General features: G+C 55.6%; 13 protein-coding genes. 11 read left to right on the top strand and 2 right to left on the bottom strand.

The genetic code is table 11. From position 1 onward, the window contains the following. Positions 1–542 precede the first annotated feature (542 nt). The 4 genes from gltP (at position 543) to ACTJKZ_RS15795 (ending at position 6,434) form a co-directional block, all read left to right on the top strand. Positions 543–1,844 (top strand): glutamate/aspartate:proton symporter GltP, encoded by a 1,302-nt coding sequence (gene gltP / locus ACTJKZ_RS15810; RefSeq protein WP_440829827.1) that lies wholly within the window; start codon positions 543–545, stop codon positions 1,842–1,844. A gap of 451 nt (positions 1,845–2,295) precedes the next feature. Then, positions 2,296–3,207 (top strand): N-acetylmuramic acid 6-phosphate etherase, encoded by a 912-nt coding sequence (gene murQ, locus ACTJKZ_RS15805; RefSeq protein WP_161733568.1) that lies wholly within the window; start codon positions 2,296–2,298, stop codon positions 3,205–3,207. Continuing rightward, positions 3,207–4,661 carry a PTS N-acetylmuramic acid transporter subunit IIBC gene (murP, locus tag ACTJKZ_RS15800; RefSeq protein ID WP_440829826.1) on the top strand — a complete coding sequence of 485 codons (1,455 nt, stop codon included), beginning with the start codon at positions 3,207–3,209 and terminating at the stop codon, positions 4,659–4,661. The genes murQ and murP overlap by 1 nt, the downstream gene beginning before the upstream one ends. Positions 4,662–4,889: 228 nt before the next feature. Further along, entirely contained in the window at positions 4,890–6,434 is a 1,545-nt protein-coding gene (locus tag ACTJKZ_RS15795; protein ID WP_161733572.1) for a methyl-accepting chemotaxis protein, read from the top strand. Positions 6,435–6,443: 9 nt separating this feature from the next. On the opposite strand, the gene ACTJKZ_RS15790 is transcribed toward ACTJKZ_RS15795, so the two are convergent. Next, entirely contained in the window at positions 6,444–7,409 is a 966-nt protein-coding gene (locus tag ACTJKZ_RS15790) for an AraC family transcriptional regulator (RefSeq protein ID WP_161733574.1), read from the bottom strand. A gap of 104 nt (positions 7,410–7,513) precedes the next feature. Between ACTJKZ_RS15790 and ACTJKZ_RS15785 the strand changes: the two genes are divergently transcribed. The 5 genes from ACTJKZ_RS15785 (at position 7,514) to ACTJKZ_RS15765 (ending at position 11,228) form a co-directional block, all read left to right on the top strand. After that, entirely contained in the window at positions 7,514–8,701 is a 1,188-nt protein-coding gene (locus tag ACTJKZ_RS15785) for an MFS transporter (RefSeq protein WP_253420753.1), read from the top strand. Positions 8,702–8,913: 212 nt separating this feature from the next. Then, complete coding sequence (locus ACTJKZ_RS15780; protein ID WP_009092571.1) at positions 8,914–9,123, top strand: DUF1471 domain-containing protein; 210 nt, start codon at positions 8,914–8,916, stop codon at positions 9,121–9,123. 197 nt (positions 9,124–9,320) lie between these two features. Next, the gene (gene yncE, locus ACTJKZ_RS15775) at positions 9,321–10,373 is read left to right on the top strand and encodes a 7-bladed beta-propeller protein YncE (RefSeq protein WP_440829825.1); all 1,053 of its coding nucleotides are present in this window, start codon (positions 9,321–9,323) and stop codon (positions 10,371–10,373) included. A gap of 209 nt (positions 10,374–10,582) precedes the next feature. After that, positions 10,583–10,936 (top strand): type II toxin-antitoxin system RelE/ParE family toxin, encoded by a 354-nt coding sequence (locus ACTJKZ_RS15770; protein ID WP_285086677.1) that lies wholly within the window; start codon positions 10,583–10,585, stop codon positions 10,934–10,936. Next, positions 10,929–11,228: a helix-turn-helix domain-containing protein gene (locus ACTJKZ_RS15765; RefSeq protein ID WP_208443378.1), complete on the top strand. Its 300-nt coding sequence runs from the start codon at positions 10,929–10,931 to the stop codon at positions 11,226–11,228. Before ACTJKZ_RS15770 ends, ACTJKZ_RS15765 begins: the two co-directional genes overlap by 8 nt. Before the next feature lie 47 nt (positions 11,229–11,275). Here the strand turns inward: ACTJKZ_RS15765 and sbmA are convergent, their stop codons facing one another. Next, positions 11,276–12,517 carry a peptide antibiotic transporter SbmA gene (gene sbmA / locus ACTJKZ_RS15760; protein WP_161733582.1) on the bottom strand — a complete coding sequence of 414 codons (1,242 nt, stop codon included), beginning with the start codon at positions 12,515–12,517 and terminating at the stop codon, positions 11,276–11,278. Positions 12,518–12,792: 275 nt separating this feature from the next. Here sbmA and ACTJKZ_RS15755 point away from each other — a divergent pair, with 275 nt between their 5' ends. Further along, on the top strand, positions 12,793–13,527 hold the full coding sequence (locus tag ACTJKZ_RS15755) for a gluconate 2-dehydrogenase subunit 3 family protein (protein WP_161733584.1): 735 nt from the start codon (positions 12,793–12,795) through the stop codon (positions 13,525–13,527). Positions 13,528–13,529: 2 nt separating this feature from the next. Further along, positions 13,530–15,314, top strand: a complete 1,785-nt coding sequence (locus ACTJKZ_RS15750) for a GMC family oxidoreductase (protein WP_253420768.1) — start codon at positions 13,530–13,532, stop codon at positions 15,312–15,314. Positions 15,315–15,321 lie beyond the last annotated feature (7 nt).

The following is a 15,321-nucleotide window of genomic DNA, read 5'->3' as shown; positions in this document are numbered from 1 at the left end:
TAATTGAAGCCTGTGCCATAGCTTTGTTTCTTTTTTGCGCCACAGATCACGAGATAAACCTCTTCGGGAGAAGCGTGAAGCCGTTCTGATATTTCCGGTTAACTCTCTGGCGGCGATGGGGAATTAAGAAGGGGTATCACTCGGGATTGGGCTGGATAAAAAGCAAGCAAACGCGCCTGACGCGTTTTTAACCCACTTTGCATAGCTATGCGGAAATTCATCTAAGTATTACTTTTCATAACAGCAGGTTAGGGATTTTTAACGCTGGCAGCACTTTATGCTACTTAGCTGGCTAACTTTTAATCGGATCTGCCAGGGGTTGCATTTACCACAGTGAAAATGGTACTTATCTCGCCCCTGTTCTGCAGGTATCAACTCAGACCGCGTCTGAAAATGGGTATGGGAATCATCAGATTTTCATACGAGGCGCTGTTTCTAAACACCCTCTAATTTACCGGGCTTTTTGCTCACTCCCTGTGTGTATTGTCTTCTGCACCTTCGCAGTAGAGAGAAACGGGTTTTGACTGAGGAAATTACGCGTTATGAAAGGTTTTAAAATCAGCCTGGCCTGGCAGATTCTGACAGCCCTGGTGCTCGGCATCGTTGTGGGTGCTGTGTTGCATAATCAGCCAGACAATCGTGAATGGTTAGTCACCAACATTCTCAGTCCTGCAGGCGATATCTTTATTCATCTTATCAAGATGATTGTGGTACCGATTGTGATTTCATCCCTGATTGTCGGCATCGCTGGCGTGGGTGATGCAAAGAAGCTGGGACGCATCGGCGTCAAAACAATTCTCTACTTTGAAGTGATCACCACCATTGCCATTGTAGTCGGTATTACGCTGGCCAACGTATTTCAACCCGGCACCGGCATTGATATGTCAACGCTGGCAACGGTGGACATCTCTAAATATGAAGCGACAACGGCAGAGGTACAGGGCGGTCCGCATAGCCTGGTGACTACCATTCTGTCGCTGATCCCGCAGAATATTTTCGCCTCTATGGCAAAAGGCGACATGCTGCCGATTATCTTTTTCTCGGTGCTGTTTGGCTTAGGCCTGTCGTCACTGCCGTCAGAACAGCGCGATCCGCTGGTGAACCTGTTCCGTGGTATCTCTGAAGCGATGTTTAAAGTAACGCACATGATCATGCGTTATGCGCCGGTCGGTGTGTTTGCGCTGATCGCGGTGACAATTGCTAACTTCGGTTTTGCCTCGCTGTGGCCACTGGCTAAGCTGGTGCTGCTGGTTTACGCCGCGATTCTGTTCTTCGCCTTTGTGGTGCTGGGCGGGGTAGCGCGCTTCTGTAAGCTGCGCATCACTACGTTGATGCGTATTCTGAAAGATGAGCTGATTCTCTCTTACTCCACGTCCAGCTCGGAAACCGTGTTGCCGCGCATCATGGAGAAGATGGAAGCCTACGGCGCGCCGAAAGCGATCACCAGTTTCGTGGTGCCGACCGGTTATTCATTTAACCTGGATGGTTCAACGCTGTATCAGAGTATCGCGGCGATCTTTATTGCGCAGCTGTACGGCATCGATCTGTCGCTGACCGATGAAATTGTGCTGGTCCTGACGCTGATGGTGACCTCGAAAGGTATCGCTGGCGTGCCAGGCGTTTCGTTTGTGGTGCTGCTGGCTACGCTGGGCAGCGTCGGCATTCCGCTGGAAGGTCTGGCGTTTATCGCCGGTGTTGACCGCATCATGGACATGGCGCGTACCGCGCTGAACGTGATCGGCAACGCGCTGGCGGTGCTGGTGATTGCCCGCTGGGAAAACCAGTTCGACGCCGAACAGGCGAAAGAGTACGAGCTGCAACTGCGGACGCAGACCGCAAGTTGAGAACAGCATTAGCGTAAAGAAGGGCTCAACGAAAGTTGGGCCCTTTTTGTTTGTGTGGCTTAGTTCTACAGGGTCGATAATGCAGAAATCAAAGACCAGCATTTGTGCCGTTCAGTCGGACACAATGGCGGGCTGCGTAAACTCCTCCCTGGGCCCCCGGCCGCCGGTTTACTCGCCTCATAGATGACGAATGCGTCTTTACGATCAGGTGAACCTTTTCTGACCGGCTCCGATTTCCCGGCAACGCTACTCACAGACCCTGCGGCCAAACCGGAATGCGCAGCATTTAAACCCTGTATACCAGTTACCCTGCTTAAACTCAACGCTGTCACGCCCACTCCCCGCAACATGATTTACTCCACATCCATTGAAAAAAGATCTCACCCAATGAATTAATCATTCGTTATGATGTTTGGTAATTTGAATAATTTATTCCTTTGCGGAGCCCACTATGAAACTCGACCTCAGCCAGATGATCACCGAGGGCCGCAATCCGGCCAGCCAGAACATTGATGAACTCTCCACCGAAGCGATGCTGCGCGTCATTAATGATGAAGATAAAAAGGTGGCATTGGCGGTTGAGGCCATCGTGCCGCAGATCGCCACCGCCGTTGACGCCATCTGCACGGCATTTAAAGCTGGAGGACGGCTGATCTATTGCGGCGCAGGCACCTCCGGGCGACTCGGCATCCTGGATGCCAGCGAATGCCCACCCACCTTTGGTACACCCCGCGAGCAGGTTATTGGCCTGATTGCCGGCGGTCATACCGCTATATTGCAGGCGGTTGAAAATGCCGAAGATAACCGGGAGCAGGGTGCGCAGGATCTGAAGGATATCCACTTCAGCCGCCACGATGTGCTGGTCGGTATCGCCGCCAGCGGTCGCACACCTTATGTGCTGGGCGCGCTGGCTTACGCTAACGAGCTTGGCGCAACTACCGTGTCGCTCACCTGTAATCCGGGCAGCGCCATGTCGCAGGTTGCCGCGATTGCGCTCACGCCAGTGGTTGGCCCGGAAGTGGTCACTGGCTCCTCACGGATGAAAGCGGGTACGGCGCAAAAACTGGTGCTCAACATGCTCACCACCGGGTCAATGATCCGTAGCGGAAAAGTGTACGGCAACCTGATGGTTGATGTGGAAGCGACCAATCAGAAACTGGTGCAGCGCCAGGTCAACATCGTCATGCAGGCCACGGATTGTGATGATGCAACGGCCAGCGCCGCGCTCACCGCCTGCGGTGGACACTGCAAAACCGCAATCCTGATGGTGCTGGCTGACCTGGCCGCCGATGAGGCGAAAGCGCTGCTCAGTCAGCATCAGGGCTTTATCCGTCAGGCGCTGCAGGCAGCGGGAGCACGCTAATGGCGAAAATCACCGAGGCACTGTTGCGTGACATCCTGCAGGCGGTCGGTGGCGCGCAAAATATCGTGGCCTGTGGTCACTGCATGACGCGGCTTCGGCTGACGCTCAATCAGCCGGAACAGGTCGACCTGACTCAGCTAAAAAGTCTGCCGGGCGTATTAGGCGTTATCGATAGCGAGGCGCAGTTTCAGATTGTCCTGGGGCCGGGCAAAGCGCAAACCGCGGCCGAGGGAATGCAGAGCCTGCTGACAGAGGGCGATACCGCGCCGGTACCGCAGGGCGGAACGGCAGAACTTAGCCAACTGGCAGCGCAACAGAAGCAGCAGCTCAAAGCGAAGCAGACCAGCGGCGTGCATCAGTTCCTGTCGCGCTTCGCCACCATCTTCACCCCGCTGATTCCGGGCTTCATCGGCGCGGGACTGCTGCTGGGATTTGCCACGCTGATTGAGCAAAGCCTCCACCTTAATGTGTCCGGCGACCACGCGCCCTGGCTGCTGCACACCGTGGCGTACATGAAGGTCTTCGGCAAAGGGCTGTTTACCTTTCTCAGCATCCTGATTGGCTACAACGCGCAAAAAGCCTTTGGCGGCAGCGGCGTCAATGGTGCCATCATCGCTTCGCTGTTTGTGCTTGGCTATGTGCCCACGGCCACCACCGGCTACTACAGCGGCATGGAGAGCTTCTTTGGCCTGACGATCGACCCGCGCGGCAATATTATCGGCGTGCTGATGGCGGCAATTATCGGGGCGGGGATTGAGAAACAGCTGCGCAAAATCATTCCCGACAACCTCGATATGATCCTGACTTCACTGTTTACGCTGGTGATTACCGGGGCCATCACCTATCTGTTTATCATGCCGCTGGGTGGTGAACTGTTTAAGGGGATGTCGTGGCTGTTTATCCACCTCAATAACAATCCCTTTGGCTGTGCGCTGCTGGCCGGGCTGTTCCTGATCGCGGTGATGTTCGGCATTCATCAGGGCTTAATTCCGGTCTACTTTGCGCTGATGGAAACGCAGGGTTTTAACTCGCTGTTCCCGATTCTGGCGATGGCGGGCGCAGGTCAGGTCGGCGCATCAGTGGCGCTGTGGTGCAAAGCCGGAAAAGGGGCGCTGCTGCGGGCGCAGATCAAAGGTGCCATTGTGCCCGGCCTGCTGGGTGTCGGAGAACCACTGATCTACGGCGTCACGCTGCCGCGCCTCAAGCCCTTTATCACCGCCTGCGGTGGCGGCGCGCTGGGCGGTTTCTTTATCGGGCTGGTAGCGTGGCTGGGTTTGCCGGTTGGAATGAATACGGTATTCGGACCTTCCGGCCTGGTCACGCTGCCGCTGATGACCTCCAGCCAGGGGATTTTCGCCGGTATGGCGGTTTACCTGGCCGGACTGATCGTGGCCTGGGTCGGCGGATTCCTGCTGACCTGGTGGTTCGGCACCCGAAATGTTGACCTCAGCTGACTGGCTGCCGGAATTCTGAAATCCGGCTAACGGATGAATAATCACCTAAAAATGTGAAAGCCGCTGCAAAGCGGCTTTTTTATTGCCAGTAATTTAACTTAATCGCTAAAGAGTAGGCGGACGCATGCCGAAAACATAAAAAAAGGTAATCGTTATCTCTCAGCCCCTCGTTTTCACGCTGACACGCAGACTGTCACGTGCAGGACGTCGGGTCTTCAAGGACTTTTGATGCGTAACAACCAGCCTGTCTCTCAGCGTGAATATCAGTTTGACGATCATGCGACACTGATGTCGACCACCGATCTCAACAGCCACATCACCTATGCCAACGACGCCTTCATCGAAGCGAGTGGATTCTCTGCCGAAGAGATCAACGGCCAGCCGCATAACATGGTGCGTCATCCCGATATGCCACCAGAAGCGTTTGCTGACATGTGGGCGACGCTGAAACAGGGTGAACCCTGGACTGCGCTGGTTAAGAACCGCCGTAAAAATGGCGATCACTACTGGGTGCGGGCTAATGCCATTCCGGTGGTGCGCGACGGTAAAGTGCAGGGCTATATGTCAGTACGCACCAAACCCACGGCAGAGGAAATACGTCAGACCGAAACGCTCTATCAGGATTTTCGTGAAGGCCGGGCCAGAGGGCGACGTTTTTACAAAGGCCTGCTGGTTCGCAGTGGCTGGCGTCGTTCCGCCTCCATTCTGAAAACGCTGCCCCTGCGCTGGCGGATCCGCAGTACGCTGCTGGCGTTACTGCCCCTTTCGGTGGCAGGCGTCTGGGCGCTGGGCATGACGCACACAGCACTGGCTGGCTTTACCGCAGGCATGGCTGGGCTGCTTCTGCTCAGCAGCCTGTGGCTGGAGCAGCAGATTTCACGCCCTATCGAGCGGATGTGCAAACAGGCGCTGAGCGTGGCGACCGGTGCGAGTCACAAAGTTGAGCAGATGGATCGCGTTGATGAGGTCGGTGTCACACTGCGCGCTATCGGTCAGCTCGGATTGATGTTCCGCTGGCTGGTCGATGATGTCAGCGGTCAGGCGATCAACGTGCTGAGTGCCAGCGACGCCATCGCCCGCAGCAACAACGAACTCAGTCGCCGTACCGAGCAGGCAGCGGCCAACGTGCAGCAGACCGCGGCCACCATGAATGAAATGACCGCCACAGTGAAGAGCAATACCGAAACCGCGCACGAGGCGAATAGCCTCTCAGCCAGCACCAGCCACGCTGCCAGCAAAGGCGGCGAGGTGATGACCGAGATGATGGGCATGATGGGCGAAATTGCCGACAGTTCAAAGCGGATTGCCAATATTACCAGCGTTATCGATGGCATTGCTTTCCAGACTAACATACTGGCGCTGAACGCCGCAGTAGAAGCGGCGCGGGCTGGTGAGCAGGGCAAAGGCTTTGCGGTGGTGGCAGGCGAAGTCCGTAGCCTCGCACAGCGCAGCGCCAAAGCCGCCAGCGAAATTAAAATGCTGGTCGAAACCAGCGGCAGCCGGGTCCAGTCGGGCAATGAGCACGCCAGCGCAGCAGGCCGGACGATGCAGGATATCGTGTCACAGGTGCAGAATGTCACCTCACTGATCGCCCAGATCAGCGCCGCCACGGCCGAACAGGCGACCGCGCTCAGCGAAGTCAGTTCAGCGGTGGAAGATCTTGATGACATCACCCATCAGAACGCCGCTCGCGTGACAGAAAGCGCCGAGGCGTCAGGTCGCATGACCCATCAGGCTAACCGGCTGGTGGAAGCGATCAGCGTGTTTCGTTAAGAGAAAAAATTACGAGGCCAGCGCCTGCGTGCCTTCGCGTCCGGTACGCAGCGCCCCTGGCGATTGCCCGACAATCCGCTTAAAGGCACGACTGAATGCCGCAATTGAGCCGTAGCCGAGATGATAGGCCACGGCTTCCACCGCTTCGCCATTGTTTACGATCCGCTGCACCGCCAGCCGCATCCGCAACTCCGTCAGATATCGCAGCGGCGTCATGCCGGTAGCCGTGAGAAAACGTCCGGCGAACACCGAACGCGAACAGCCCGCCACGCTGGCGAGTCGCGCCACCGTCCAGTTTTCGCCCGGCTCCCGATGCATCGCGGCAATCGCCTGGCTCAGACGCGGATCGCGCATCGCCTGCACCAGCCCGCTACTCTGGCCGCAGCCATTCTCTACCCAGCCGCGAACTATCAGCGCGGCAACCACATCCGCCAGGCGCGACAGGATTCCGGCAAATCCCGCCTGGCGGGTGCGCGACTCCCGCTCCATCGCCGCCAGAATCGGCTGAATCTCCGGGTACTGCGACAGCAGGGTACTCACCAGCATCACATCCGGCATGGTAGTGATCAGTGGTTGCATACCGCCAAGTTCAAACGCCATGCAGGCGCTGAACAGCAGCACGCTGTGCTCGTCATCACAGGCATCTTCCGGTGCGGCAATCGCGCAGACGCTGTCGCAAATCGGCTTACTCGCCATGTTCTTAATACACTGGCAGTCCGCCTCCTCACTGGAGATCAGGCTGTGCGGCTTACCGTGCGGCACCAGCAGCGCATCGCCGCTGTTGAGCTGAAACAGTTCGCCGGAGGCGCTGCGCACCAGCAGTGAGCCGCGCCCGACAAAGTGAAACTGCGCCCGCCCCGGCGCATGCTCATAATGCAACCCGAACGGCGCGCTTACCGCGATACGCTGATAGTTCACGCCATACAGACGCATTCCCATCAGCAGCTCACTGGTCAGATCTCCATAGTGGCTCATACGATTCCGGACGAATTATCAAAAATGAAGGTGTAAGCATCATAGATCGTCCTGACGCTCCACTCTATGCTCACACTCACTTTTTTATCTTCCGGAGAAGCAGCATGAGTCTGACAACCGAAGTGGCTGATGAGGTTTCCTCGCCGACCCGTCCCGCCTGGGGCGCGGTATTTGCTATGGCGTTTGGGGTGTTCAGCCTGATTACCGCCGAATTTTTACCCGTGAGTCTGTTGACGCCAATGGCCCACAGTCTGGGCGTTTCAGAAGGGCAGGCGGGACAGACCGTCACCATCACCGCGCTGGTGGCGCTGTTTACCAGTCTGGTCACCGGCAGCGTTACGCGGCGTATCGATCGCCGCATTGTCATGCTGGTGTTTTCGCTATTGCTGATTGCTTCGGCGCTGATGGTGGCGTTTGCGGCTGACCTGACGGTGATCCTGCTGGCGCGGGTGCTGCTGGGAATGGCCATCGGCGGCTTCTGGACGCTCTCAACGGCCATCACCATGCGCCTGGTACCCACCGACCAGGTACCGCGTGCGCTCTCTATTGTCTTCAGCGGCATCTCACTGGCGACGATTATCGCCACGCCACTTGGCAGCTATCTCGGCGGAGTGGTGGGCTGGCGTAACATCTTTATGCTGACCGCCGGACTGGGTGCGGTGGCACTGCTGTGGCAGTTCTTTACCCTGCCCGCCATGCCGGCAGAGAACAAAGCCCGCAATGGCGGCGTGCTGGCGCTCCTGCGTATCGGCGTGATGCGCTGGGGCATGCTGGCGGTGATCATGATGTTTACCGGCCACTTCGCTTTCTTCACCTATCTGCGTCCGTTCCTGGAAGGCGTTGCACAGCTCAACCTTAATCAGCTGTCGCTGGCGCTGCTCGCCTTTGGCGTGGCGAACTTCTTTGGTACCTCGCTGGCGGGTTTTCTGGTCACCCGCAGCGTATCGCTGACGCTGAGCGGGATGGCGCTGTTAATGAGTGTCACGGCGCTGATGCTGGTGAGCTTTGGCGATGTCAGCTGGATGGTAGGCGCAGGTGTGGCAATCTGGGGGATGGCCTTTGGTTCGATGCCAACCGGCTGGTCAACCTGGATTTCACGCGCGGTGCCGGATGACGCGGAATCGGGCGGCGGGTTACTGGTCGCCACCATTCAACTGGCGATTACCGTCGGCGCGGCAGCAGGCGGCTGGATGTTTGACCTGCGCGGAGCAGGCGGCGTGTTCGTTGCCAGTGGTGTGCTGATGCTGCTGGCCGCACTGACCATCTTCACTCGGGTGCGGCATCACGGTTAATCTTCTGAAGGTAGCGCATTATGCTGCCTTTTTTTATAGAGGCGGGTGATTAACCTTTTGAGCGATAACTGTGCGATACGTGCTTTTTATGTTCAATTTTACTGAAAGAGTTAAGCAAAACCCTCCGCTTTTTACTGATCAACTTCCGGACTAATATATCTATCAACAAGGCATCACGCCTTACCTGATAAAAATTAAACGAGGAATTGACCATGAAATCTATCAAAACTTTTGCAGCTGTTATCGCGCTTTCTGTTCTGCCATTCGCCAGCTTCGCCCAATCTGTGACCGCCATCGACTCTACGCTGGATGGTGCGGAAGCGAAAATTGCTGCCCAGGCGCAGGAAGCTGGTGCTTCATATAAAATCACTGAAGCTTACACCAACAACGGCGTTCACATGACCGCTGAACTGCTGAAATAAAACGTTCTACCCTCTTGTGCTGACAGGACGCCTCCGGGCGTCCTGGCTTCGTTTCTCCGCGAATAATCCTGTCCCTTTCCTTCATAAATAATTATCATTCTCAAAAAAAGTAAATCAGCCTGTGTGTCAGGCCTTTCTGGTTGCAATGTTGGGCTTTCTTATCACTGCGTCTGCAGTGAATTAACTCTGGAGAAGTTATGAAAGCGATTACCATTACGCGCCGGACCCTGCGTCCGCTGTTACTGGCTACGGCCCTGTTCTCTGCCTCTGGATGGCTGGCAGCGCAGGCGGCGGATCTTAATCAGTCAGTGGGTAAAGGTGTTTATGAACTGGCGGTCAGCCCGAAAGACAACGCGCTGTTCGTGGCGACAGCGCAGAACAGCAGCGGTAACGGCGGCACGGTTTTCCGTCTCGACCCGGCGACGCTGGGGGTGCAGCAGGCAATCCACACTGAGCTGAAATCGTTTGGTGCGGCGATCAACCCCCAAACCAACGTGCTTTATATCGGTAACACCGTAAACGGTTCAGTGACCGCTATCGACGCCAGTAGCGGCAAGGTACTGAATACGCTGGTGCTGGATAGCCGTCCGCGCAGTGAGACCGTGCGTCCGCTGCAGCCGCGCCAGGTGGCGGTTGATGCGAAAACCAACCGGGTGTATATCACCGGACTGGGACCGCAGAGCGTGGTCTGGGTGGTGGATGGCAGCACGATGAAACTTGTCAGCACCATCCCGAATACCGGCAAAATGGGCACCGGTCTGGCTGTGGATGCCGACGCGCAAAAGATCTACGTCACTAATGCTGATGGCGAACTGGTAACCATTAATGCACGTACAAATGCGGTTGAGAAGAAGCAGAAGATTGACGGCGATAAAGAGCACTTCTTCCTGAACATTGCGCTGGATACGCATGGTCAACGCGCTTTCCTGACGGATTCAAAGCAGGCGCAGGTGCTGGTGGTTGATCTGCGTAATCAGCAGGTGATGCAGCGGATTGATGTGCCGGAATCGCTGGCGGTGCTGTTCAATGGTGATCGCGATGAGCTTTATGTTACTCATCGCAAAGCGGGGGAAGTCAGCATCATCGACGCCAGCAGCTATAAGGTGAAGCGCACGGTAAAAACCCCGGCGTTGCCTAACAGTCTGGCACTCTCGGCAGACGGCAAGGTGCTTTATGTCAGCGTGAAACAGCCTGGCTCGCGTAAGGCGCCGCCAAAAAATCCTGACAGCGTGATGCGTATTGCACTGTAAGGCGTGACGTCCCGGACACTGCTGTATTGAAGCTGTTTTACATCCGGTCTTTGTAAACGAGAAAGCCACTCTGACGAGTGGCTTTTTTATTTTCAAAGCCGGTTTGAGGTCTGGAATATCCTTTTGCCCTGGCGGCCCGCGAGATACTTGCCTTTATAGCGAACAGGCTATAGCATCATTTATAGCTTATTCGCTATAAGGATGTTGCGATGTGGGATGTGGATACAACCAAAAGATTTGATGAGTGGTTTAAGGCCCAGAGTGAGGAACTGAAGGAGGATATGCTCGCCGCGATAGTTATCCTGTCTGAGTATGGGCCGCATTTAGCGAAGCCGTTTGCTGATACCGTAGACGGCTCTGATTTTCCGAATATGAAAGAATTAAGAGTACAGCATCAAGGCAAACCGATACGGGCCTTCTTTGCTTTTGATCCTTCTCGCCGTGGCATTGTGTTGTGTGCAGGCGATAAAACCGGGGTTAAGGAAAAGAAATTCTATAAAGATATGATCAAATTGGCAGATGCTGAATTCCGCAAATATTTGAATGGAGGGGATAATGGCTAATTTAAAAGAGCTGATGGCAAATCAAAGTCCGGAGAGTCGCGAACGCATTGCCAAAAAAGTCGATGCAATGCGGCAGGTTATCGCGCTACACATGTTGCGCGAAGAACTTAACCTGTCACAGACAGAGATGGCGCAGGCAATGGGTGTGAAACAGCCAACTATCGCCAGAATGGAACAGGCTGATAATGATCCCCGCCTTTCTACGCTGAAGCGTTACGTTACGGCTCTGGGAGGCGAGATAAGTATCGATGTCAAATTGCCGACAGGCAAAAGAATAGCTTTTGATCTGTGATTAAATGAGAGAAGCCACATTAACGTGGCTTCTCTCTTTCCAACCCGTTACACCTCTTCCGATGCCTCGCGCTTCATCTCATCATGGGGTACATCATCCAGAATCTGCTCAAAGCTGCGCAGACGCTTGTAGATCGACATCAGTTCGATCAGCGTCGACCAGGAGGCGATCAGATACTGGAACGAGCCACGCACCTGATCAAACACGTTGGTAATCTGGTTGAGTAAGCCCAGCGTAATAGTGCCTGCCACAATCGACGGGAAAAGCAGGAACAGACCAAACACGTTATCGACCTGCAGATAGAGAATGCGGGTGATGTTGAAGTAGAGATAGTGGAAGTAGAGACGGAAGTAGTTAACCCGCACCCGGCTAAACAGTTCCTGTACGGTCTGCGGTTGTGCACGATCGGCATTGTCTTCGCCGTAGACCAGCTCTTTACGGTAGGCGGCTTCAACCCGCTGATTACGGAACTCCAGCCCTGGCAGCTTAATTCCGACCAGCGCCAGCAAGCCGGTGCCGAATACAGACCAGAGCACTGCGGCAATTACCAGCGCGTAAGGAATATTGCCGAGGAACGGGATATCTTTTACGTGATGTGACAGCGCCACCAGTACCGGCAAAAACGCCACCAGCGTCATAATCGCCTGAATAAAACTGACACCCCAGTTTTCCAGCGTCGTTGCAAACCGCATGGTGTCTTCCTGCACACGCTGTGCGGCACCTTCCACATGACGCAGCCGCTGCCAGTTGTGCATGTAGTAGTTATTCATGGCGGTACGCCAGCGGAAAACCCAGTGGCTGATAAAGAAGGAGTTGAGAACGCCAATCACCACCGCAATTAAGGCAATGCCGAGAAACGCGATAACCTGATGGTAAAACTCGGCAATCTGCACCGATCCCGCTTTGGTCAGCGCTTTCTGTATCAGATCATAGAACGGACCATACCAGGCATTAATAGCCACCCCCACCTGCACGCCAAACCAGGTGACAAAGATAATCAGCGCGGAACCCCACACTGACCAGCGTTGCCACGGATGGGCATCAATCAGCCGCCAGGCCAGGGCAAAAATGGCGACCATTATCCAGTAATAGAGATAAAACCAAATCTGACTCGCGGCGATAAAACGTGCCGCTGTGGTCGGTAAAGGTTCTTTCATTGCCGCTTCAAAAGTCGGCCACATGCCGGGCAGATGCGCGGCAAAGCCGAACCAGGCAAAAATCGCTACTAAGCTCCAGACAGCCGCAGAGCTGAAAAACAGCGCTGGCCGCGGAAAAAAAGACTTAAACATAGGCACTCCGCTGTTGTGTGTTGCCTGTTATAACGTTTTTGACGTGGCGCTGTCTGTAGTCTGTTGTTTCTGCTCATGACAGGACGGTGATAGATGTTAATGAAATTGTGCGGTTTTGTTTCGTGGAACTAAATCTTTGTGAATGGCAGTGTTACAATATGCTGGCTTGTTACCGGTAACAAGCCAGATGCTACCCTGAATTTGCTGATAAAAACCATTACAACGCAACCATTTATTTTTCATACCGCCGGATAGGGCGGGAATGAGGCAATGTCATGTCAGAACAAAAAAAAGGTCATTCACGCAGGGATTTTTTGCTGAAGACGATTACCCTGGCGCCTGCAATGGCGGTAGGTTCCACGGCGATGGGCGCGCTCTCTCTGCCGCTCGCCGCACAGGCGGCTGAAACCCCGGCCGCGCCACAGCAGGCGCGTGATTACCAGCCGAACTGGTTCACCGCCGAAGAGTTCGCCTTTATCACGGCCGCCGTAGCGCGTCTGATCCCCAGTGATGAACGCGGGCCGGGTGCGCTGGAAGCCGGCGTGCCGGAGTTTATCGATCGTCAGATGAACACGCCGTATGCCACAGGCTCGAACTGGTATATGCAGGGGCCGTTTAATCCCGATCTGCCGAAAGAGCTGGGCTATCAGTTGCCGCTGGTGCCACAGCAGATCTACCGTCTCGGGCTGGCCGATGCCGACAACTACAGTAAAAAGCAGCACGGCAAGGTGTTCGCCGAGCTCAGCGGCGAGCAGCAGGATGCCTTACTGCAGGCGATGGAGAGTGGCAGTGCGGAATTCAGCCAGCTGCCAGCAAAAGTTTTCTTCAGCTTCCTGCTGCAGAACACACGCGAAGGCTTCTTCAGCGATCCCATCCACGGCGGGAATCAGGGCATGGTCGGCTGGAAGCTGATTAACTTCCCTGGCGCACGCGCCGACTTTATGGACTGGGTAGAGCGCGGCGAACGGTATCCGTTCCCGTCAGTGTCGATTCGCGGGGAGAGAAGCTAAGCATGGCTAACGAAATGAAAAAAGTGGATGCGGTGATTGTCGGCTTCGGCTGGGCAGGCGCGATTATGGCGAAAGAGCTGACCGAAGCGGGCCTTCACGTGCTGGCGCTGGAGCGCGGACCGCATCGCGATACCTATCCTGATGGCTCCTATCCGCAGTCCATTGATGAGCTGACCTATAACGTTCGCAAAAAGCTGTTCCAGGATCTCTCTAAAAGCACCGTAACCATTCGTCATGACGCCTCGCAGACGGCTGTTCCCTATCGCCAGCTGGCGGCGTTTCTGCCAGGCACCGGCACAGGTGGCGCAGGTCTGCACTGGTCCGGCGTTCATTTCCGTGTCGATCCGGTTGAACTGCGAATGCGCAGCCATTACGAAGAGCGCTATGGTAAGAACTTTATCCCGGAGGGCATGACGATTCAGGATTTCGGCGTCAGCTACGATGAGCTTGAGCCGTTCTTCGACAAGGCAGAAAAAGTCTTTGGCACCTCCGGCAGCGCCTGGAGCATTAAGGGGAAGGTGGTCGGCAAAGATAAAGGCGGTAACCCGTTTGCGCCGGATCGCTCCGATAACTTCCCGCTGCCCGCGCAGAAGCGTACTTATTCAGCGCAGCTGTTTGCTCAGGCCGCTGAGTCGGTCGGCTATCATCCTTACGATCTGCCGTCCGCCAACACATCGGGCCCTTATACCAACACCTATGGCGCGCAGATGGGGCCATGCAACTTCTGCGGTTACTGCAGCGGCTACGCCTGCTACATGTATTCCAAAGCGTCGCCTAATGTGAACATCCTGCCCGCGCTGCGTCAGGAGCCGAAGTTCGAGCTGCGCAATAACTCTTATGTGCTGCGGGTTAATCTCAGCGATGACAAAACGCGCGCGACCGGCGTGACCTATGTGGATGGGCAGGGTCGCGAGCAGGTCCAGCCCGCTGACCTGGTGATCCTCTCCGCCTTCCAGTTCCATAATGTGCATCTGATGCTGCTGTCGGGCATCGGTAAACCGTACAATCCGATCACTAACGAAGGCACCGTAGGCCGCAACTTCGCCTATCAGAACCTCTCCACGCTCAAGGCGCTGTTTGATAAAAACACCACCACCAATCCGTTCATCGGTGCGGGTGGCGCGGGCGTCGGCATTGATGATTTCAATGCGGATAACTTCGACCACGGGCCGCTGGGCTTTGTCGGCGGTTCGCCATTCTGGGTCAACCAGGCGGGTACCAAACCGATCTCCGGTCTGCCGGTGCCAGCGGGCACACCTAACTGGGGCAGCCAATGGAAAGCGGCGGTGGCGGATACTTACACCCACCATCTGTCGATGGATGCGCATGGCGCACACCAGTCCTATCGCGCTAACTATCTCGATCTCGATCCTCACTATAAAGATGCCTATGGACAGCCGCTGCTGCGCATGACCTTTGACTGGCAGGAGAACGACATCAAGATGGCGCAGTTTATGGTCGGTAAGATGCGCAACATCGCCGAAGCGATGAACCCGAAGATGATCATCGGCGGCGCGAAAAAGCCGGGCACCCATTTTGACTCCACGGTGTATCAGACCACCCACATCAGTGGCGGGGCGATCATGGGCGACGATCCCAAAACCAGTGCGGTGAACCGTTATCTGCAAAGCTGGGATGTGCCAAATGTGTTTGTACCGGGCGCATCCGCCTTCCCGCAGGGACTGGGTTATAACCCGACCGGCATGGTGGCGGCGCTGACCTACTGGTCAGCCAAAGCGATTCGCGAGCACTACCTGAAAAACCCTGGTCCACTGGTGCAGGCATAAGGAGATG

Origin of the sequence: Pantoea sp. 22096 (assembly GCF_052045955.1) — a bacterium.
Classification (GTDB): domain Bacteria; phylum Pseudomonadota; class Gammaproteobacteria; order Enterobacterales; family Enterobacteriaceae; genus Pantoea; species Pantoea alfalfae.
The sequence above is the reverse complement of the archived record's forward strand: the minus strand, read 5'-3'. Positions and strand labels throughout refer to the sequence as shown.

Coding starts and splice junctions, on each gene's coding strand:
- gltP (WP_440829827.1), top strand. CDS start 543: ATGAAAGGTTTTAAAATCAGCCTGGCCTGGCAGATTCTGACAGCCCTG.
- murQ (WP_161733568.1), top strand. CDS start 2,296: ATGAAACTCGACCTCAGCCAGATGATCACCGAGGGCCGCAATCCGGCC.
- murP (WP_440829826.1), top strand. CDS start 3,207: ATGGCGAAAATCACCGAGGCACTGTTGCGTGACATCCTGCAGGCGGTC.
- ACTJKZ_RS15795 (WP_161733572.1), top strand. CDS start 4,890: ATGCGTAACAACCAGCCTGTCTCTCAGCGTGAATATCAGTTTGACGAT.
- ACTJKZ_RS15790 (WP_161733574.1), bottom strand. CDS start 7,409: ATGAGCCACTATGGAGATCTGACCAGTGAGCTGCTGATGGGAATGCGT.
- ACTJKZ_RS15785 (WP_253420753.1), top strand. CDS start 7,514: ATGAGTCTGACAACCGAAGTGGCTGATGAGGTTTCCTCGCCGACCCGT.
- ACTJKZ_RS15780 (WP_009092571.1), top strand. CDS start 8,914: ATGAAATCTATCAAAACTTTTGCAGCTGTTATCGCGCTTTCTGTTCTG.
- yncE (WP_440829825.1), top strand. CDS start 9,321: ATGAAAGCGATTACCATTACGCGCCGGACCCTGCGTCCGCTGTTACTG.
- ACTJKZ_RS15770 (WP_285086677.1), top strand. CDS start 10,583: ATGTGGGATGTGGATACAACCAAAAGATTTGATGAGTGGTTTAAGGCC.
- ACTJKZ_RS15765 (WP_208443378.1), top strand. CDS start 10,929: ATGGCTAATTTAAAAGAGCTGATGGCAAATCAAAGTCCGGAGAGTCGC.
- sbmA (WP_161733582.1), bottom strand. CDS start 12,517: ATGTTTAAGTCTTTTTTTCCGCGGCCAGCGCTGTTTTTCAGCTCTGCG.
- ACTJKZ_RS15755 (WP_161733584.1), top strand. CDS start 12,793: ATGTCAGAACAAAAAAAAGGTCATTCACGCAGGGATTTTTTGCTGAAG.
- ACTJKZ_RS15750 (WP_253420768.1), top strand. CDS start 13,530: ATGGCTAACGAAATGAAAAAAGTGGATGCGGTGATTGTCGGCTTCGGC.